The sequence below is a fragment of the Bradyrhizobium sp. USDA 4353 genome (assembly GCF_054063215.1).
Window position 1 is genome coordinate 807359 of record NZ_JBSSGB010000001.1, and the last position, 21162, is coordinate 828520.

The 21162-nt window shown below is 63.5% G+C and carries 9 protein-coding genes and 1 tRNA gene; 3 read left to right on the forward strand and 7 right to left on the reverse strand.

Annotated features, from left to right (window positions below; genetic code table 11):
* The first annotated feature begins 35 nt into the window (after nucleotides 1–35).
* On the forward strand, nucleotides 36–1121 hold the full coding sequence (locus ACVILH_RS03675) for an AbrB family transcriptional regulator (RefSeq protein WP_456711665.1): 1086 nt from the start codon (nucleotides 36–38) through the stop codon (nucleotides 1119–1121).
* A gap of 441 nt (nucleotides 1122–1562) precedes the next feature.
* Here ACVILH_RS03675 and ACVILH_RS03680 read toward each other — a convergent pair whose 3' ends face one another.
* Nucleotides 1563–2111 (reverse strand): disulfide bond formation protein B, encoded by a 549-nt coding sequence (locus tag ACVILH_RS03680; RefSeq protein ID WP_456711666.1) that lies wholly within the window; start codon nucleotides 2109–2111, stop codon nucleotides 1563–1565.
* A 174-nt stretch (nucleotides 2112–2285) separates the two neighbouring features.
* Between ACVILH_RS03680 and ACVILH_RS03685 the strand changes: the two genes are divergently transcribed.
* Nucleotides 2286–2370: transfer RNA gene (locus tag ACVILH_RS03685), tRNA-Leu, on the forward strand.
* A gap of 177 nt (nucleotides 2371–2547) precedes the next feature.
* Nucleotides 2548–3765: a tyrosine-type recombinase/integrase gene (locus ACVILH_RS03690; RefSeq protein WP_456711667.1), complete on the forward strand. Its 1218-nt coding sequence runs from the start codon at nucleotides 2548–2550 to the stop codon at nucleotides 3763–3765.
* 43 nt (nucleotides 3766–3808) lie between these two features.
* Here ACVILH_RS03690 and ACVILH_RS03695 read toward each other — a convergent pair whose 3' ends face one another.
* The 6 genes from ACVILH_RS03695 to ACVILH_RS03720 form a co-directional block, all read right to left on the reverse strand.
* Nucleotides 3809–4075, reverse strand: a complete 267-nt coding sequence (locus ACVILH_RS03695; RefSeq protein ID WP_456711668.1) for an excisionase family DNA-binding protein — start codon at nucleotides 4073–4075, stop codon at nucleotides 3809–3811.
* Between the two features lie 1334 nt (nucleotides 4076–5409).
* Entirely contained in the window at nucleotides 5410–14799 is a 9390-nt protein-coding gene (locus ACVILH_RS03700) for a calcium-binding protein (RefSeq protein WP_456711669.1), read from the reverse strand.
* Nucleotides 14800–15382: 583 nt separating this feature from the next.
* Nucleotides 15383–15859, reverse strand: coding sequence for a hypothetical protein (locus ACVILH_RS03705; protein WP_456711670.1), 477 nt, complete (start codon nucleotides 15857–15859; stop codon nucleotides 15383–15385).
* Nucleotides 15860–16583: 724 nt separating this feature from the next.
* Entirely contained in the window at nucleotides 16584–17105 is a 522-nt protein-coding gene (locus ACVILH_RS03710) for a hypothetical protein (protein ID WP_456711671.1), read from the reverse strand.
* A gap of 353 nt (nucleotides 17106–17458) precedes the next feature.
* On the reverse strand, nucleotides 17459–18913 hold the full coding sequence (locus ACVILH_RS03715) for an HlyD family type I secretion periplasmic adaptor subunit (protein ID WP_456711672.1): 1455 nt from the start codon (nucleotides 18911–18913) through the stop codon (nucleotides 17459–17461).
* The gene (locus ACVILH_RS03720; RefSeq protein WP_456711673.1) at nucleotides 18900–21026 is read right to left on the reverse strand and encodes a type I secretion system permease/ATPase; all 2127 of its coding nucleotides are present in this window, start codon (nucleotides 21024–21026) and stop codon (nucleotides 18900–18902) included. The genes ACVILH_RS03715 and ACVILH_RS03720 overlap by 14 nt, the downstream gene beginning before the upstream one ends.
* Between the last annotated feature and the right edge of the window lie 136 nt (nucleotides 21027–21162).

A 21162-nucleotide genomic window follows, 5' to 3' on the forward strand; every position in this document is an offset into this window, starting at 1 on the left:
ATTGTTCCCCCGCTTCGGGTTTGGCATAAGGCGCCGTGCGCCAGATCATCTCCTCCCTCCCCTTCGAATGGCCGAGCCGCGCCAAGACCATGAGCGCGCTCGAGACGCTCGCGCTCGGCACCGCCGGCGGGCTCATCTTCCTGTTCGCCCATCTGCCGGGCGGGCTGATCTCCGGCGCGATGATGGCGACCGCGATCGCCGCCATTGCCGGGCGCCCCTTGGCGATGCCTCCGATCCTGACCCAGACCATCCTGCTGCTGCTCGGCATCTCCATCGGCGCGATCGTCTCGCGCGAGCTGATCACCCATGTCAGCGCCTATCCGGTCACGATCGGCCTGCTCGCGCTCGCGACGTTCTGCTCGACCTTCGGCTCCAGCCTCTATTTGCAGCGCGTCCATGGCTGGGACCGCACCTCGGCGCTGCTCGCCGGCAGCCCCGGCGCGCTGTCGCAGATCACGCTGCTCGCGGTCGAGCGCGGCGCCGACCTGCCGGCGATCGCTGTGGTACAGACCTTGCGCGTGATCATCCTGACCGCGGCGCTGCCGCTGGTGCTGGCGATCGCGGGCGTCGCGCCGGCGGCACCGATCTCGCTCGGCCAGAGCGTCGCCTCGCCGCTCGGCCTGCTCGCGCTGCTGGTGGCCTCGCTGGCCGCGGCCGTGCTGATGCAGCTGATCAAGTTTCCGGCGAGCTGGCTGTTCGGCGCGATGGTCGCGAGCGGCATCCTGCACGGCACGGACCTGGTCGAAGGCGGCCTGCCGGAATGGATGCGCGGCGTCGCGCTGGTCGGCATCGGCGCCCTGATCGGCAGCCGCTTCGCGCGGATGCGGATCAAGACGCTGGTCAGCCATGTCAGGGCGGCGCTCGGCTCGTTCGCGATCGCGGTCGCGATATCAGCGCTGTTCGTCACCGTGATCGTGCTGGTGACGCATGTGCGCTTCTCGGACACCATCGTCGCCTTCGCCCCCGGCGCGATGGACGCGATGATGGCGCTGGCGCTGACCCTGCACATCGACCCGATCTTCGTCGGCGCGCATCACCTCTCGCGCTTCGTCTTCGTCACCATCGCCACCCCCGGCATCGTCCATCTGTTCGGACGGCCGCAGGAGGATGTTGACGACTAGCTGCCGCTCGCCCGTGATCCTTGCGCCGCGCAGCGCTCAGCCGGCGCGGCATCCCTGGTCGCGACCTCTCCCGCAGGGAGAGGTCGGATTGCATCGCCAGATGCAATCCGGGTGAGGGGATCAGGTGAGAGCGATCGCGCGGATAGACCCCCTCACCCGGCGCTGCCCGCCGACCTCTCCCCGGCGGGGAGAGGTGAAGAGGCCCCGGCGATCGCCTTGCGATGATCAGGCCGCCGTCCTGCGCGTCATGCCCCAGCCGGCTCGGCATCCCTGGTCCCCACCTCTCCCGCAGGGAGAGGTCGGATTGCATCGCCAGATGCAATCCGGGTGAGGGGATCAGGTGAGAGAGATGGCGCGGATAGACCCCCTCGCCCGGCGCTGCGCGCCGACCTCTCGCGGGCGGGGAGAGGTGAAGAGGCCACGGCGATCGCCTTGCGATGATCAGGCGGCGGTCTTGCGCGTCATGCCCCAACCGGCGATCGCGGCGAGCAGCAGCGAGATCAGCACGCTGTAGCCGGCGAGCGACAGGCCGAGGAAGCGGAATTGCACCTCGTCGCAGCGCACGACATGGACGCTGTCGAGCCGCTCCAGCAGGCTGCCGGCGCTGCCGAGATTGCCGATCGGCCCAGTGCATTCGGTCGGTCCAGGCCAGAAGCCCCATTCGACGCCGGAATGATAGACGCCGAGCCCGGCATTGCCGAGCGCGGCCAGCGCGATCAGGCCGAGGCCCGCGAGCACGAGCGCGCGCGGCGCACCGCCCTTCGAACCACCCTTGGCGGCCAGCGCAATCACCAGCCCGAGCGGCACGATCGCGTAATAGGCCCAGCGCTGCTTCAGGCAGAGCTCGCAGGGCTGCAGACCCCAGACCAGTTGCATGTACCAGGCGCCGGCCAGCGCGGCCGCCGCGATGCCGGCCGCGAGCAGAGCCGCCGTCATCGCCGGGCTCATCGCCCCCGCCGCGGGGCGCGCCATCACAGAGGTATTGCTCATCGGTCCTCCCCGAACGGGCCTGCATCCGGCCCCAACCGGGCCGCTCCGGCTCCTACTCCCGGCCGCGAAACCTGTCGAGATGCGAGCCCATCACGTCCGTGCGGGTTGACCCTGCCCCGCCGCCCGCTATAGTCCGCCCCGCTTCGCTGGTTCCTGCCCAGGGCCAATGCGAATGCCCCTGTGGCGGAACTGGTAGACGCGCTCGACTCAAAATCGAGTTCCGCAAGGAGTGCTGGTTCGATTCCGGCCAGGGGCACCATTCGACCGTCCGCCCTTGTCCGCCGACGTCCGTTTCTCACTTAAAATCAAGGCAAAGCCGCCGATCGCCCGCCGCGGTCGTACGCCCCGGTTTGCTGGTATCCGCCCCGTCAGTTGGTATCCTCGCTGGTAGCTTGCTGGGGTGCTGGTATCGCGACTTTCGGGTGGAATCGAACCTATGCCGACCAAGACGGACACCTATTTCCGGCACCTGAAGCCGGCCGAAAAGGACTACAAGCGCTCCGATGACGGCGGGCTGTTCATGCTCGTCACCACCACCGGATCGAAGCTCTGGCGCTTCGCCTATCGCTACGACGGCAAGCAGAAGCTGCTCGCCATCGGCCCCTATCCGATCGTCTCGCTGGTCGACGCCCGCACCAAGCGGGACGATGCCAAGCGGCTGCTGGCGGAGGACATCGATCCCTCCGTCGAGCGCAAGGCCGAGCGCCGCCAAGCCAGGATTGCCCGGGCCAACACATTCGAGGCCGTCGCAAAGGAGCTGATGGAGAAATTCGAAGCCGAGGGCGATGCGCCGAGCACGCTGAAGAAGAAGCAGTGGCTGCTCGACTTCGCCAACCAGGAATTCGGCAAGCGCCCCATCGCCGATCTGAAGGCGCCCGAGATCCTCGACTCCTTACGGAAGATCGAAAGGCGTGGACGGCACGAGACCGCCACCAGGGCGCGCAGCACGATCGGCGCAGTTTTCCGCTATGCGATCGCTACCGGCCGCGCCGAACGCGACCCGACCGGTGACCTCCGCGGCGCTCTGATCACGCCAAAGGTGACCCACCGTGCCACGATCGTCGAGCCGCATGCCGTGGGCGCCCTCCTCCGTGCCATTGATGGCTTCGAGGGGCAGGCCGTCACGAGGTACGCGCTCAAGCTGGCACCTCTGATGTTCGTTCGGCCTGGAGAACTCCGAAAGGCCGAATGGACCGAGTTCAATATAGAGAGCGCCGAATGGCGCATTCCCGCTGCCAAAATGAAGATGCGACGCCCGCATCGGGTGCCACTCGCCCCGCAAACCCTCGCCATCCTGGAAGAGCTTCGCGAACTGACGGGAGGATCGAAGCTGCTCTTTCCGTCAGTGCGATCCTGGCACCGCCCCATCAGCGACAACACACTAAATGCCGCGCTCCGAAGGCTCGGTTACGACAAGACTGAAATCACGGTCCACGGGCTCCGGTCGACAGCCTCGGTTCTGCTGAACGAGAGCGGCAAATGGCACGCGGACGCGATCGAGCGCCAACTTGCCCATCAGGAGGCGAATGAAATCCGTGGCGCCTATACCCATGCCGCCGAGTTCTGGCAGGAGCGCGTGCGCATGATGCGGTGGTGGGCGGATGAGCTTGATCGCATGAGAGAGCTGGGCCGCGTCCTGAGAATGATCGCCTGAAGAAAAGGTAGAACGGAACTACTTGCGATTGAGCCGAACCCCATCACACCGAGGTGTCCGGCTCAAGAAGCGACAAAAGTGAACGGACCACCACCAATCTCCGGCGTCCGACGGTCGTCGTCGCAAGACGTCCTTCTCCTATCAGCTCATAGAGCTTCGTGCGCCCGAGGCCCGTCGCCTCACATGCTTCGTTAATCGTACAGGTGAGCTTCTGGGCGAATGGTATCGCCCGCAGCCGTGCAATGGTCGACGCAGATAAAGTAGCCTGATTCTCTTCTAATTCGCCGTTCTCTCGCCCGTTACGTTTCATGGACTCTCCTGCCAGCAACGACTCGACAAGACTAAGACCTGCGTGTGCGATGAGCATCGTCAAAGCGGACGTCGGAGAGCCATAGCGTACGACAGCGCACGTCGACGTTTATTCGACTAGTTGCGGACACCAGCGGCGGCAAGGGACTTTCGCGACCGCGAAAGCCGCCCTTGCTGGCGGGCTTCAGGCCAGTATTTTCTGACAGAACCAATCAGCAAAAACGCCAAGTAGAGCGCATGGACTGAGCATGACTCTCCAAATACAAAGGTCATATATTCGAATCGTTCCGGACGCGCCAGTGTTCGCCTTCGTCACCGACAAGCGACGCGAGAGGCCTCAAAGAACCGTCCTTCAGAACGTAACGCCAGACGCAAAGGCAAACTGGCATTGCCCTCAAGGGCCTCGCTAGCCCGGTCAACACCGTCGGCTGCGATCACCCCAAACTTCGTGATCAAATTGCCGATCAGTTTTGCATATGTATGAGCTTGGGAAACCTACCGGCATTTGGAGGTCGATCATGTCAAGGCGCGATCGACGAGCGAATTGATCGTGCTATGCTACTTCCGAGACCTTCAGCCACTGTGTCGAAGTGAGACTCTAAAAAGGGCGGGGCCTCGCACCTCACTCCAACGCAGGCATGCATCTGTCTCCCGCTGCTACCGGCTTTGATGCCAAGGGGCGCGCGGCCACCACAGCAATTGAGAGACGTCACCGCCTGCAAATCCCATTCGTAAAACGTTTCGCCGAGCGGGTCTAGCACGGCAGGGGCAAAAACAAAGAGGGATATCAATGATTTAGTGAACCTCAGCGGTTTTCGGGCACGTTGATCGCAAACAGGAGTTTCCTGCGACGCCCGCACCCGCCCCAGGAGCAGTCGACTACCGATGTCGGGGTTCAAGGCGCTGGTCCACGACATCGCGAAACCCGCTGTATGCAGGCGGCTTTTTTTCTTCCGTAGGGGTACCCCAACCCGCGACGTGATCTCCGGGCCCCCCGTTCAAGAGCCGTCTGGTACGCAACTCTTTGCCAAGGTTTGCAAAGGCGGATCCGAGTTCTCACCAACACCCGATATGGCGCCATGCCCACGTGAGCGGCAGCTCTCTGCTCGAGATCCGAGGCCTGCCGCAGAGCGTCAAGCGGCACGAGCGTGTTAAGACTCAGGAGCAACGGCGCGCTTCACGAGCGGCAGAAGCAACATTCGGTGTCTTAGGCGCGCTCTCGGAGGAACTCGATGTCCCGACCGCCTCCGCTTTTACTGGCGGAGGCGGCTGCTCATCCAGGCGGCCAAACGGACTGCGGACCACGCGCGTCGATCCACCGCAGACGCGCTACCGTCACGTATGCCAAGTGGCGCTGATGGCGCTTTGCAGGGCGGCGTCGGACGGCATCTGAGTCGCAGTGGTCGGATCGAAGCCGGGATGACCGGCGGCATAGGTCGCCATCGCCGAGACCAGCTGTGCCAGCTGGTTGTCGAGCGTCAGCCCGTCGGCAGTGCGGATCGCCGCGACCTGGGCGCTCGCGTCGGACGCGTACCAGCCGGCGATGGTCACGCGGTCGGAACTGCCAATCAGGTCGATGTCGAGGTCGTTGCCGTTCCGCACGAACCACAGCTGCTGATCGGTGGTCCCGGCTGCGAAATCGACCTTGCCCCGCGCGCCCGCAGGCCCGCTTGGCGCCGCGTTGTCAATGGTGATGTGGTCGAACGACGCGCCGATTAAGTACACGTCGCTGCCGCCACCGCCGCTCAGCGTTTCGTCGCCCGCGCCGGCGAACAGCGTGTCATTGCCGGCGCCGCCGGCCAGCCCATTGCCGGCCGCGGCCACCGTGAGGCCTACCTGCGCGGTCGACTGGCCGCCGAAGCCGTCGTCGACGGTGTAGGAGAACGCGGCCGCGCCCGCCGCGCCGGCGGTGAAGACCACCTGCCCTGCGGCATTGAGGCTGACGGTGCCGCCGGTGGCGTCCTGCACCGCGGTGATCGCGATAGGGTCGCCGCTGAGGTCGATGTCGTTCGCCAGCAGCTCGCCTGGAGACAGCACAATGCTCTGGCCGGCATGCAGGATGAAGCCAGCGTCGCGGACGGCCTGCGGCGGCGTCTCCGAAGGCGTCAGGTCGAGGCTGACATAGTTCTGGATGATCTGGCCATCGGCGCTCCGCACATTGTATTCGAACATCTGACCGCTGGAGACCGCCGGATCTGGCGTGAAGACGAGGTTGCCGCCGGAGAGCTCCGCCGTGCCGCCACTGGCCCAGTCGATCCCAGCGAAGGTGAACTGGCCGCCATACGGATCGTAGTTGTGGGCGACCAGCAGCGCCGTGGGAATCACCAGGGCATGGCCGTGATCGGCGACGCTGAGCGTGTAGTTCAGCGACGGCAGCGCCAGCCCCGCCGGTGGCTGCGCCAGCGCGATGATAGCGGCGCGGTCCCAGACGGTGCCGTCGTCGAATACGATCCGGCTGACGCCCTCACCCGTGTCCTGATAGGTTGGCTCGCGCCACCAAGCCACGATGCCGTTCTCCTGGATAGCGAACTGATTGCGCACCAGGATGGTCTGGCCGGTCGCATGGTCCGTGATCCGCAGGTCACTCGGATAGATCGAGGGCTGGACGGAGGAGGAGATGCGTTCGACCGAGATGTCGGCGGCGCTCATGCCCGACAGACGCAGCACCGAGGATGCGGCGCCGGTGTCCGAATGGAAATGTAGCACGTCATTGCCACTGCCGCGGACATAGACGAAGGTCTGCGCCTCGCCATTGCCTTCGAACAGCTCGTCGCCGGCCCCCGCGATCCACAGATCCTGGCCGTCGAGCGCGGTGACCTGCTGGCTGCCGTCGGCGATTCGGATCGCATCGCCCTCTGCCGTCTGCGGCACCACGGTCAGGCTGACATTCGCCGTCGCGGTGTTGCCCCAGCCGTCGCTGAACGTATAGGTGAAGGAGGCCTTTCCGGTGCCGGTCGCGTCGAACAGCACATTGCCGGCGGCATCCAGCGTCACCGTCGCGCCGCTCGCATCCTGGACCGAGGTGATGGTCAGCGGATCGCCGCTGAGATCGATGTCGTTGGCCAGCAGCTGCGCCGCATTGATCGTGAGCGGCCGTCCGGCCACGGCGACGTAGAACTGGTCGTCGACCGCCTGCGGCGGCGGCGCCGGAAAGTCGCCGCCGCCCTGCTGGATCCAGATCGAGCCGTAGCCGGTCTGGCCGCGGTCGTCGCGCACCATGAAGCTGATGGACTGGTTCCACGCGTTTGGCTGCGGCGTGTAGATGATGCGGCCGTTGCGATATTCGGCCGTGCCGCCATCGACCCAGTCCAGGCCGAGGATCGTCACCGGATGGTTCGTATCGTGGATGTAGGACCGCAGCACCGCGTCCGGAATCACATAGGCTTGACCGTGATTGGCGATCGTCAGCGAGAAGCCGTCCACCGTCAGCGGCGGATCCTGCGGCGGTCGCGGCGGCGCAGCCGCCTGGAGCGCGGCACGATCCCATGTCGTGCCGTCGTCGAAGACGATCCGGGTCGTGCCCGCGCCCGTGCTCTGCCCATTGCCATCCAGCGCGAACTGGTCGGCGACCCGGATGGTCAGGCCGGTCGCGTTGTCGGTGATGACGAGATCGCCGGCCTCGACCGCCCAGGGACTGCTGTAGTCGCGCGTCACCGTGAGATCGCCGGACGAGATGCCCACCAGCTTGAGGACCATCTCGCGATCGGCCGGGCCCGGCCAAGCGTAGATCGTCTCATTGCCGGCGCCGCGCTGATACACGAACGTGTGGCTGCGATCATCGTCGAAGAACATCTCGTCGCCATGTCCGGCGATGATGACAGGACCGACGGTGCTACCATAGACATACTGGTAGCCGTCGGGGATGTAGGTCGGCAGCTGGTCGAGAATCTCCGCCCGCGTCCACACCGTGCCGTCGTCGAACGCAATGCGCTCGATGCCCCGGCCCTGTGAATAGCCCGGCGAGGCCCCCACCACCTGGCCGTCGATCGTGATCACCTCCCCCGTCGATCCGACCGTGACCAGCAGGTTGCCGTTGACGTCGGCCAGCGTAACGTCGCCCGGCTGCACGCCGCGGAGCAGCAGCGTATCGACATGGGCGCCGGCATCCGCATCGTCATAGATCGTGTCGCTGCCGTCGCCGGGCTGCCAGACATAGGTGTCGCCGGCGGTAGCGAGGCCGTGCAGGCCGGTCACGCCCGGACTGGCCAGGATCGGCCGGCTGCCGTCGCCGAGGTTCAGGTTGCTGACATCGCTGCTTCCGGGCGCGGCGACATAGGCCGCATGATCGAGGATCTGCTGCGCGTCCCAGATGGTGCCGTCGGCGAAGACGACGGCCTCGATGCCGAGCCCGCCGCCGGGCGAGCCGTTGCTGCCATTCTTCGACGCGAGGTCGAACTGGCTCGTCACCGTCAGGGTCTCGCCGGTGGCGTTGTTGATGATGACGAGATCGCGCCGCTGGTTGTAGGACACTCCGACGGCGACGATGCCAAAGGTGACGTCGGCCGGATTGAGGCCGACAAGGCGCACGACGTCCGCCGCCTGCCGTCCCTGGATCATCGACTCGGCGATGGTGTCGTTGCCGTCGCCGGTACCCCAGAAATACGTCTCCGACTGTTCGGTGCCGGTCAGCGTCGTGTTTGCAGCCGCGCCCGCGAAGCTGCGCGCCGTTGTGCCGTTGGGCACGTCCGGAATGCCATCGGCGGCCAGCAGCAACCGTGCTGCATCCCACACCGTGCCGTCGTCGAAGATGACCTGCTCGATGCCGCTATGGCCGTAGGGCGTGGTCTGTCCGGTCAGAATGATCGGCTTCTGGCCGGCGACGCGCAGGATCAGATCGGTGCTGCCGGGCGTCGCATCACGCGCCACCGTCACATCGGTCGGAGCCACGCCCTTGAGCCGCAGCGTATTCGTCTCCCATGAGCCGAATGGACTGTAGCTGTGCGTGCCGCCCTGGTCGTCGATGCGCGTTACCCCGTCACCGATGCTCCACACATAGGTGTCGCTCCCGGCGCCGCCGACCAGCTCCTTGCTGCTTGCTCCCGCCGCCAGCACGTCGTCGCCATCGAAACCATAGACGATGCTGTTGCCGCTGCTTTGCTCACTGGCCAGCACAAGCGCCGCGATATCCGTCGCCGTCCAGACCACGCCGTCAGCGAACACGATCCGTCCGACGCCCCTGGTCAGGGCGAATTGCGAACGATCGAACTGGCCGGCCAAGGTCACCTGCCCCTGCGCGCCCCCGTCGACGCCATCGATGGTGATGACGAGATCGTTGAGGCGCTGCCCGGGCAGCCGGCTCAGCGTCACCTCGGTGGAGGCGATGTCGGAGAAGGTCAGCGTGCCGCCCCCCTGCGCCGACTCGATGCGGTCGAAGCCGCCGCCGCGGCTGTAGAGGAAGGTGTCATTGGCGCCGCCGTTGCCGACCAGCACGCGATCGGCCGTTCCCGCGTTCAGCGTGACGCCGTCGGAGAAGCCGTAGATCGTCTGATGGCCCGGCGCTGCGGCCGCCTGGTCCAGCAGCATCTGCTCCACCTGGGCGCGGCTCCACACCGTGCCGTCGGCGAAGGCGAGCTGGTCGAACGGCAGCATCGTGCCATAGCGCGGATCCAACAGCAGGCCGCCGGCGGTGGAGCCCCGCGCCGAGATCAGAATGCCAGCGCCGGTGCTGCCGAAGTCGACGCGCTGGATCTCTGCGTCGGCCGCCGCGAGGCCGGCGATCCGGACCGTCAGCGTGGTGCCGGGCAGGCCCAGCCCGCTGATGAACGGCAGCGAGGCGGCATAGCCCGCGGCGATGTCGTAGTCGATCTCATAGTCGCCGCCATCCGCCTGGATGAAGGTCGGCTGGCCGTTCTGGCTGATCGACAGCGTCGCCCCCGCCTGCGTATGTGCCTGCAGATCGGCCTGGCTCCAGACCGTCCCGTCCGCGAACATCACCTGCGAGATCGCGGTGTTGTCGCCATAGCGGCTGACAGTATCGGTGAAGGTGATGCGATCAGTCGAGCCGTCGAAGGTGAACACCAGCGTGCGGCCGAGCGCGGTGACATGCACCGAGGCCGGATCGATCGAAGGGCCGAATTGGATGGTGTTGGAGCCCTGGTCGAGGATGACGTCCTGGCCGTCGCCACGATTGAAGATGTAGGTGTCACCGCCATTGCCGAACGCCACATCGTCGCCGGCGCCGCCCTGGACCACCGATCCGCCGTCATAGTTCTCGATCCGGGCATCGATGGTGTCGCCTTCCACCGTTCCGACAAAGGCCTGCTGCGTCAGCGTGGCCGCATCGATCGTGGTGCCGTCGGCGAAGCTGAAGCGCTGCACCGGCGAGGACTGGTTGGCGACGCCGAACTGATTTAGAACGGTCAGCGAGTCGTTGCTTCCGGCGATCTTGATCACCAGGTCCTGGCCCACCTTCGACCAGGTCAGATCGGCCACCGTCACGTCGTCGCCGAACTGCAGCGTCGCATCGCTCGGGAACAGCAGTCCGCCCGAGGTGATGTCGATCGTCTGATGGCCGTAGCCGCGGCCGAAGACGTAGGTGTCGTTGCCGGCCAGCCCGTTGAGATAATGGCTGCCGCCGGCCGCGCCGGTGTCGATGATGTCGTCATTGTTGGAGCCGTAGACCCAGCCGCCCGGCAGCGCCACGGCGTCGTCGATCAACTGCTGCGCGACGCTGTCCCAGGCGGTCTGGCCGCCGGCGGCGAAGCCGAACTCCTCGATACGGTTGAAGCCGAAATTGCCGAGCACCGTGAAGGCGACGCCGAACTCGTCGGCGATGCGCATGGTCGCGCCATCGGCCAGCCCGAGATAGAGATCGGCCGAACTGCCAAAACGGAAGAACGTGACGTCGGAGCGGCTGACGCCGGCGCCGAAACGGACGTAGTCGGCAGCGTCATTGGTAAAATATTGCTGATTGTCGAGCAGCGTATCGTAGCCATAGCCGAGGCCGAACTTGTAGATGTCGCCGCTGTCGCCACCGCTGAGATAGTGCACGCCGCCAGTGCCGGAATCCAGCACGTCCATGTCGTCGGTGCCGGTGATGACCGGGCTCGCATCCGGATGCGAGGCAGCAAAGGCGATGTCCGGCTTGTCCCACACCACCCCGTCGGAGAACACGACCTGGGCGACGCCCCAGCTGTCATTGACGTTGCCGAACCCGAACAGGCCCGGCAGCACGCCGGTGAACTCGTTGGTGACGGTGACGCTCTCATCGGTACCGTTGACCTTGATGATGAGGTCCTTGCCGTTGCGATAGGCCGTCACATCCGTCGACTTCACGCTGGTGAATCGCAGCACGTCCTGGTCGCCGCCGCGCTGGTCGGTGGTGATCACGTCGTGGCCGAAATGGCCGCCCATCACGATATTGCCGGAGGCATGATTGTCGGTGACGGTCTGGTCGCCGCCGGCGAGATAGAAGATGCCGGCATTGCCGGTGCCGGTCAGCGTGCTGCCGCCGGTGACGATGGTGTCGCCGGGCACGCCCAGCGCATTGGCCGCCGCGCGGACATCGAGCGGCAGACCCACCGTCTCATAGGCATGCACCATGCTCGCGAACATGTAGGCGTAGGACACCTGTCGGCCCTCGCCGCGGTCGAGATCGCCGAGCACGATGTCGATCACCGGCTTCCAGCTCGCAAGCCAGGCCGCAGCGCCCGCGGCATCCTGCGGCGCGGCGCGGAAGATAGCCTCGTACATCGGCGCCAGCTGCTCGTCGGTGGTCGCAGTGAAATGATCGCTTGCGACGTCATAGGCGAGCCCGGGGAAGTATTGCGACAGCGGCCCCGCCTGCATCGCCAGCCGCACCGCCTCGGTGTTGAGCGCCTCGAAGGCGCCGCTGATGAACGCCGACATCGCCGGCAGCAGGCTCTTCGGATCGGAGGCGGTGTCGAACGGCAGCGGCTGGCCGAGATAGCGCTCCATGAAGGCGAGCTGCTCCGGCGTCAGCACGGTCCAGCTGTCGCCGTTCGAAAATGTCTGCGACAGGATCTGGTCCATCGAGGGCTGCGGATTGTCCGGGACGGTCTTGCCGCTGGCGAGCGCCCAATAGACCGCGCCGGTGGCCGGATCGGTGACCTCATAGGCGAAATCGCTGACGACCATGTCGCCGGCGCTGCCGGTGTGGACCAGGATCGGCACCGGCTTGTGCTGCGCGCTGCTATCGACCGTCCGCAGCACCCCATGTTCGTCCGGCAGCTTCACCGCCTGCGCCCAAGCAGTCAGGAGGGGCATCGCCGCATCGCGCAGCCCATCCACGCTGATCTGGTTGAGACGGCCGATATTGGCCTTGAAGGTATCGATCAGCGTCGGATCCAGCGTCATCGCGACCTGCAGATCGGTCAGCGTGCCGTAGCCCTTGAGGTTGGGCATCGCCGCCGCCTCGGCGCTGATGCTGGTGTCGCCGAGATAGGTCGAATGCAGCGGATCGACGGTGAACGATACGTCGTCGATCGCGCCGATCGTGCCATCGGCGCGGGTGAAGCTGCCGGTGGCGTTGACGATGTTGCCGGCTATGCTGACGCCGGTCTGCGTGGTCGCACCCACATTGATCGAGGCGATCCCGGCCTGCTCCAGCGTCAGCAATTCGCCGGCATCGACGCTGGCATTGCCGTTGGCGTCGTCCCAGACCTTGAGCTCCGCATAGGCGAGGTCCTTGGCATCGATGACGCCGTCGGCGTTCAGATCCATCGTCGCCAGCGCCGCAAAGCCGACCGGCGCCGGCGCGCCCAGCAGCTCGCTGCCATTGTCGATGCGGCCATTGTCGTTCTTGTCCAGCACCAGCAGGCCGGTTCCCGATTGCACCCAGCCGGTATGGATGGCGAAGCCGGTGTTGTTCATGTCGAACAGCGGACTGACGACGCTCTCGGCCGTCAGCCGGATGCCGTTCCCGGAGAGATCGAGCACCAGCGGGTCCGCAGAAGCATCGAACACCTTGTGCCCGGTCTGGGTGTAGCTGATCTCGTTGCCGAGCTTGAACATGTCGATCACGTTACCGACATTCGGCCGCGGATCGAGAAGCCGGTAAGCAGTGATGTTGTAGCGCCCAACCAAAATACCTGCGGTCTGATCCGCCACCGGGACACTCGGGCCACCCTGGTAGTTGGCGATGTAGGTCATCGCCCCGTCGGCCGCCTGGATCACAAGGTTGCCGAGATAATTGATCGCATAACGGACGCCAGTCATGACGTCGGTGACCCACGGACTCTCCGAATTCAGTGAGCCGAATGCGCCGTGCAGGACCTTCCCGCCGACCTCGAGAACCGTGTTCTTCGCATTTGCGCCATTGATTAGGATGTCGTCGGAGACGTCAATAGTGACTGTCCCGCCATTGTCATTGTTGACGACCGAGCCCTTGCCTAGGCTCTTGATGCGATAAGTCCCGCTGCCGACATTGACCTTGAGATTGATGACATCACTGTCGAGCGTGTCCTTGCCATCGCCGAAATCGACCTCCTTCCAGGATGCCGCCTCATCTCCGTGCAGGATGACCGTCACTTGCCCGGGATCGGCCTTGAGAACGTTGAAGTTCTTGAACTCGGTCTTGAAGCCTCTGATCTTGTTGTTATCGAACGTATAGGACTTCGGAATCTGACGAAGATCGAGGGTATTCTGCCCACCACCTCCATCGATCTCCTGGAGCTTGTTCAGCGCGTCGGCGAATGTCGGCCCGACGGTGACGCTGTCATCCTTATCGCCGAGCTTGATCTTCTCGATCGAGATCAGCCGATCCGTCCCACCAAAGCCGTTGTCGGTCACCATGATGGGAGCGACACCATCAACGGCGCCCGTCGCAGATCCGGGGTCGATCGTGACCTTTATGGCCCCACGCCCCGCGAGACCTAACGAGCCAGAGTAATCGGCTGTATCGACGCCATCTTTATCGATCTTCGTTCGACCAACATCCCCGCCATGCAACAAATTGTTGCCACTGCCACCTACCAACTTATCGTCGCCCGACCCGCCGTACAGAAAGTTGTTTCCAGGCCCTCCAAGAATCGTATCAACGCCAGCGAAACCGAATGCAACATAGGTTCCATGGCTTGACTGACGAGACATGTCGATGAGATCTTCGTCTCCATCGCGGAGCATGTCGCCAAATCTGGCGACGCTGACGGCTTGATCATCAGAATAGCTATAGTTGACTTTAAGCTGACTGAATCGCCCATCATCATCCATGATATCCGCAGGATACGACATCCGCAGGTCGAACCCCATTTGGGCCGCAACAACATTCGCATCCGTAACCGCAGAACCCGCATCGTCGAATTTTGGGTTGTTCAGATCTGCATCCGTTGTCCGCCCACCCTTCGCTGAACCATGTGGGTCACTATCCCTAGATATAGCATGAAACAGCTCATGAATAATCGTTATGGCCTCGTTCGATTGAACGAGTTTTCCAGCATTGTTGAAATAATACTCATGTGACATCCCCTCGAAATTTATACCAACAACTCCGTTGCCGAGCGGAAGCGGAGCAAAACCCGGCGAATTTAGACTACCGTCAAGCGATCTCAAATTCGTCTGGTAGAACTTAATTGTACGCCCTTGGCTCGTACCCGCCTCCAGCAAATCTCGCGCGTACGTGGAACCCACATATAATTGTTCCAATAACGCATAAATCCTGTCCCTTTCCGATCCACTAAAAGGAATTCCAGAGTTGGTTCCGCCAGTGCTCCAGCCGTCCCCATTTGGCCAAAAAGTTATCGCCGCCCTCACCGTCTGCCAACTCATCTCGCCCCCCCAACAGCTAGCGCGGCCTATTGAGGCAGCGCGTTTGCCCTTCGAACGTTTGCAGATATAGCCACTAGCTCCAATTCGCCCTTCACGTCGCGCCGAAACTCACCAGCAACAAACCCGTGAGACCCGACACCAAATCCTCCGCTACAATCTGTAAGAGCTGCGACTATTTTGAGAGCCCCGCCGTCTACTTGTCCTCTGATGACCCTGCTCACGCGCGCTTCCATTACCGCTTCCGAAGCCTCAGAGCTAGAAGTGTCACGGATCTCAGGATTCATTGTGACGATGGTCACTTCGATGATGACAGGAGCATCAACAGCTGTAGGAACATGACTAAAGATGATAGTCTGCTCAACGCTTGGATTTGAACAGGCAGACGCTCCAGAACCTGCGAGGAGGCACGCGGTAAATCCGACAAGAAGCGCCACAATTCTATTGATATTTGAATTCGACCATAGATTAGTTTCATTCACACACGGCCTCGACATCCCACCGCGACGAGCCGCGAAAAGCACTTTCACACGATCAACAACAGCTAGGCGTCTGGCGCTCGATGCTGCCTGGACAGTTTCCCAGCTCATTTTCCACCCCTCGTGATCGACAGGAATTTCGTTTGCTTGTGGGTAAATTCTTCAGACCAATCGCGCATATCGGCATTTTGTACAGCGACCAACTCAAGGCCACGCTGCTCATCATGACGAAGCGCTCCTAGTACAAGCCCCACTCCTGGGCCAACGCGGGTACAATCAGATATCCGGGTAACGATCGTTAAACTTCCAGTACCTATTGAGCCCTTAATCACCCGATCGACAATCGCACTCATCACCGCCAGGTGCGCTCCAGTTGAAGGATCACGCATTTCCGAGAGGTCATTGATCGTCACCTCGACGACGACGGGCGCATCTGTATCATCCGGAATAGATCCATATAGAATGTTTCTCTCCGAGCTTGGCATGCACGCCTCCGCTCGCATATCAGCGAGAAAGCTGAATGCAGGTAGCATTACAAAGACAACGATCAACTTGATACCGATGCTCTTCCATCTGATACTCATGGCACTGCCATTCTTTCGATTGGGCCACGCGTGACAGCAAAGTTCCAGCCCCGTTGCTTGTAACGACTCTAGGCTTGCTTTCTATTCGGCACACCGGTCCGGATGACTATCGTCACCAGCCCAGCTTTTCATAAGGGCGGGGCCGAAAGGCCTCGACTCCGTGCTCCCGGTCCTGGCGGCATCCCGGACGACCGATCGCTTGTGACCGTCGAACCTCCACCCCCGCCCCATATGCCCCGCCTTGCACCATCTCAGGTGGTGTCGTCCATGATGCACATTGGCCACGGCCTGACAACAAACGAATGAGTTCCATTTGATCGATGTATCGACTTTTGTCGCAACTACATCGATTTGATTCAATTCCTGCTTGTAGACGATTGGTTGTGGTACATGCCGCGCGAAGGCACACTCCTTTGACGTGCAATCGAGATCAACGCAGCCGCGCGCATGCCAATGGCCGACGCCCGCGCCTGCATGGCCCAATTCGATCCGCTCCTTCATCGCATCGAAGCACGTGGGCCGAATAGACTCCAGCGGACGCTTCGCAGGCGATCATCACCACGACGATGGACGGCGTGTCATCTCCATCGCGGATGGCATCGACGAGCGTAGCCCCGATGAACGGAAGAACTCACACCGATTGCCTTCACAAGAAGCCCTTAGATAACGCCGCCTGTCGGATTACGGGGCCTGCAAAGCACCCGCGGTGGAACCAACTTCCAACTCATTTGTCGGTTGCTCCAGAACCACGGCCATTGGGAGGTCGCGCATTCACTGTTCCCCAACGAGCATAGGCGGCCTCCCGGTCACTGAGCACCAGTTCAGGACTTCCTTTCGAATCGTGTCTCAGCTCCCCCACGACAACGCCGTGCGATCCGACGGGCAACCCGGCCATGTAACAACTGTAGAGGGGGGTCAGCAGTATCCTCAGCGGCCCTTCACCAATTTGCCCCTTGACGACTCGGTCGACCCGGCCGACGGCGATCTGATAGTAGTCCGAAGGACCCATGACATCGGCCTCTCTACCGATGATCGTCACCTCGACGATCACGGGTGCATCGAGGTTGGTCGGGACATCCTCGAACATGAATATGAAGTTACGCGGCGCGGGGCTTGGGACGGCACAGGCGAGTGCCTGGGCTCCTGCAAAACAGGCAACGGCAATCCCAAGGCACCATGCGCGCAACGTGCTCATCGCCAAGAGCAAAAATCGATGTATCCCGACGGCGCAGATATCGTTCCTCATGTTCCACCTCGTTCCAGATTTTCTAAAGCGGATACGATCAGGCGATGCGATGGAAGAGCGAGGCTCAAATGTTTCTCCGTGCGTAGCTTGTGGAGGTGGCAAGCGATATCTCCGTGATGCGGGCCCCGTCCAAAGTCTGAAGCCCGCCGGCATCGGTGACGCTGTTGCCGCTAAGGCCGCACTCAAGGATCAAGCCTATTCGCCACCAGGATGCCAACGCTACTTGTGGCTTTCTGAGGTTGGAAACGAGTTCTTTGCGACGGCGTTTGCATTTGATCAAATCGATTTACTCCTGCCTGAACTTCTTCTTCATCGATTCGATTTTGTCACTCACGCGCTACGAATGCTGCCGTTCACCGCTCCCGCAAACTCTCCTGCCGATATCGCAACAGCGGCGACATCACATATTCGATGATCCGTCTCGTCCCCGTCTTGATCTCCACCGTCACCGCCATGCCCGGCGCCAGCGCCACCATCTTCTCCTCGACCTGCATCTGCTTCTCGTCGAGAGACACACGCGCCGAATAGATGAACTCCTGCCCGGCGGGCTCGCTGGTCTCGGCCAGTGCGCCAGCGCTCTTGCCGCCGTTCTGCTCGTCCGCCGGCTTCTCCCGCACGATCGAGTCCTGCGACACGCTCAGCACCTTGCCGTGGACGAGGCCGTAGCGGGTGAAGTTGAAGGTGTCGATCTTGATCTCGGCGGCCTGTCCGACATTGACGAAGCCGATGTCGCGATTGGAGATCATGGCTTCGGCTTCGAGCTGACTGTCGGCAGGCACGATGAGCAACAGTTGTTGCGCCGGTGTGACGACGCCGCCGACGGTGTGCAGCGCGAGCTGCTGCACGGTGCCGTCGATCGGGGCGCGCAGCACCTGCTCGGCGATCTTGCGCTCGGCCTTGACGAGATCCTGGGTCAGCTCGTCGGCCTTCTTCTCGGCGTCGGTGAGATCCGACAGCACCTGGCGCTCGAAGCCGGAGCGGGTCTGCGCCAGCTGCTGCTCCAGCGCCAGCCGCGCGGCCTCGACCTCGACCAGGCGCCGCGTCTGCACGACGCGCTCGCTCTGCTGGTCGATCAGTCGCGACTGCGCATCGATGAAGGCGATCTGGTTGCCGTACTGGATCTCCTTGGCGTTGCGGCGGATGTCGGCGGTCTCCTGCAGGAACGGCAGGGTGGCGTCGATCTTGGCGATCGCGGCTTCGACCGACTGCGCCTCGGCGCGCTTCTGCGCGATCTGCTGCTGGTTCGAGGCGAGCTTCGACAGCTGCTCGGCGGCCTGGGCCTGCAGCGCGGCGCGGGTGCGCGCGACGTCGGTGGGTGCGGCGCCTTGAGGCAGGCTCAGCGGACGCAGCGAAGTGAGATCGGCAAAGCTGTCGCGCAGCACGCTCAGCCTGGCCACGTCGAGCCGCGCCTGCATCAGGCCCTGCGCGACGCGGCGGCGCTCGGCCTCAGTCACGGTGCGGTCGAGCTCGACCAGCACGTCGCCAGCGCGCACCTTGTCGCCATCCTGGACGTGGATCGCTGCGACCACGCCGGCCTCCAGCGGCTGGATCGTCTTGGTGCGGCCCGTCGGCACGATCTTGCCCTGCGCTGACGCAATGATGTCGACGCGGCCGATGATCGACCAGCCGACCGCAATCGCAAAGAACAGCATGATACTGCCGGCGACCGCGCGGCCCACGGGCGAGGCCGGCGTCTCGACGATCTCCAGCGCCGCCGGCAGGAACTCGCGCGCGTCGTTGCGGCGGCCCCGCCGCGCGTCCACCGAGATCGGCGCGTTGTCCTGCTTGTGCGTCTCAGCCGACGACATGGAGGCCCGCCTGGATCTGGTGCAAGGTCGCGTAGCGGCCGGCGCGCTTGATCAGCTCGTCATGGGTGCCGTCCTCGACCAGGCGGCCGCCCTCGATGGTGATGATGCGGTCGGCGTTGCGCACCGCCGACAGCCGATGGGCAATGATGAACACGGTACGCCCGGCGCAGATCTTGCGCATGTTGCGCTGGATGATGTTCTCGCTCTCATAGTCGAGCGCCGAGGTGGCCTCGTCGAAGATGAGGATGCGCGGATTGGCGACCAGCGCGCGGGCGATCGCGATGCGCTGGCGCTGGCCGCCGGACAGGCTGGCGCCGCGCTCGCCCACCACCGTGTCGTAGCCGTCGGGCAGGGCCAGAATGAACTCATGGGCGCCGGCGAGCTCGGCGGCCTGGATCACCCGCTCCATCGCCATGCCGGGATCGGCGAGCGCGATGTTGTCGCGGATCGAGCGGTTGAACAGCACGTTCTCCTGCAGCACCGCGCCGATCTGCCGTCGCAGCCAGGTGACGTCCGCGACCGTGAGGTCGACGCCGTCGATCAGGATGCGGCCGCCTTCGGGCACGTAGAGCCGCTGGATCAGCTTGGTCAGCGTCGACTTGCCCGAGCCGGAAGGGCCGACGATGCCGACCACCTGGCCGACCGGCACCTTCAGGCTGACGTCGTGCAGCGCCAAGGGACCATCGACGCGGTAACGGAAATGGACGTGATCGAACACCACCTCGCCACGAACCGGCGGCAGCGCCGCGCGGCCGGGATTAAAAGCCGGTTCAGGCGTGGTGTTGAGGATGTCCCCGAGCCGCGCCACCGACAGCCGCGCCTGGTGGAAATCCTGCCAGAGCTGCGCCAGCCGCAACACCGGCTGCGCCACGCGGCCAGCCAGCATGTTGAAGGCAATGAGCTCGCCGACGCTCAAGCTCCCCTCGATCACCAGATGGGCACCGAAATACAAGGTCAGCGCGGTGACGATCTTGCTGATGAACTGCACCGACTGGCTCGCCCAATTGCCGAGCGACAGCACGTCGAAGCTGGCACCGACGTAACCTGCGAGCTGCTCCTCCCAGCGCCGCTGCATCTGCGGCTCGATCGCCATCGCCTTCAAGGTCTGGATCGCGGTGACGGTCTCGACCAGGAACGCCTGGTTCTCGGCGCCGCGGTCGAACTTGACGTCGAGCCGCTTCTTGAAGATCGGCGTCACGCCCGCCGACAGCGCGATGTAGAACGGGAACGAGCCCACCACGATCCAGGAGAGGAACGGCGAGTAGTAGAACATCACGCCTAAGAAGACGAAGGTGAAGGCGAGATCGATGACGAGCGTCAGCGCCGAGCTGGTGATGAAGTTCCTGATGTTCTCGAGCTCGCGCACCCGCGCCACCGAATCGCCGGCGCGCCGCGCTTCGAAATAGGCGATCGGCAACGCCACCAGATGCCGGAACAGCCTCGCGCCGAGTTCGACGTCGATGCGGTTTGTCGTGTGGGAAAAGACGTAAGTTCGAAGCCCGCCGAGCACCGTCTCGAAGATGGTGACGGTGACGAGGCCGAACACCAGCACGTCGAGCGTGGTGTAGCCGCGATGCGTCAGCACCTTGTCGGTGACGACCTGGAAGAACAGCGGCGTGACGAGGCCAAACAGCTGCAGGAAGAACGAGGCCAGCAGCACCTCGCCGAGCAGCCGGCGATATTTGTGCATCGCCTCCAGGAACCAGGTGATGTCGAAGCGGCGCGCGAGATCCGTGAGCGAGGCGCGGCGCGCCATGAGCACGACCGTGCCGGTCCAGTTGGCCTCGAACTCGGCACGCTTGAGGCTCTGTGGCCGGTTGACCAGCGGATCCTGGATCAGCACCGCATCCACCGTGACCTGGCCCAGGATGACGAATGAACCATCCGCCCGAGCCGCGATCGCCGGCAATGGCAGCTTGGCAAGACCGTCCCAGCTCTGCCTGACCGCACGCGCCTTCAGCTTCAGCTGCTTGGCGCAGCGAAGCATTTCGGTGACCCCGACCGGCTCTCCCGCCAACTGATGTGCAATCTGCGCCGGATCAACCGCGACCTGATGGAAGCGCAGCAGCAATGTCAGGCAGTCAAGCCCCGTATCCCTCTGCCGCGTTTCCATTGCCCCAGCACTACTTGAAGTGGTGCAGATATGATGCATATGGGAAACGCTCTGACAAGAAACGAATGTGTTCTATTTTCGGAGATGTCCGACTGTCTCCGAACTGCAACGAATTAAACCACCGCCAATTGTGATT

Bases quoted from the DNA above. Each gene is read 5' to 3' on its own strand.
- ACVILH_RS03680 (WP_456711666.1), bottom strand. From the start codon at position 2,111: ATGAGCAATACCTCTGTGATGGCGCGCCCCGCGGCGGGGGCGATGAGC.
- ACVILH_RS03690 (WP_456711667.1), top strand. From the start codon at position 2,548: ATGCCGACCAAGACGGACACCTATTTCCGGCACCTGAAGCCGGCCGAA.
- ACVILH_RS03695 (WP_456711668.1), bottom strand. From the start codon at position 4,075: ATGAAACGTAACGGGCGAGAGAACGGCGAATTAGAAGAGAATCAGGCT.
- ACVILH_RS03700 (WP_456711669.1), bottom strand. From the start codon at position 14,799: ATGAGTTGGCAGACGGTGAGGGCGGCGATAACTTTTTGGCCAAATGGG.
- ACVILH_RS03705 (WP_456711670.1), bottom strand. From the start codon at position 15,859: ATGAGTATCAGATGGAAGAGCATCGGTATCAAGTTGATCGTTGTCTTT.
- ACVILH_RS03710 (WP_456711671.1), bottom strand. From the start codon at position 17,105: ATGAGGAACGATATCTGCGCCGTCGGGATACATCGATTTTTGCTCTTG.
- ACVILH_RS03715 (WP_456711672.1), bottom strand. From the start codon at position 18,913: ATGTCGTCGGCTGAGACGCACAAGCAGGACAACGCGCCGATCTCGGTG.
- ACVILH_RS03720 (WP_456711673.1), bottom strand. From the start codon at position 21,026: ATGGAAACGCGGCAGAGGGATACGGGGCTTGACTGCCTGACATTGCTG.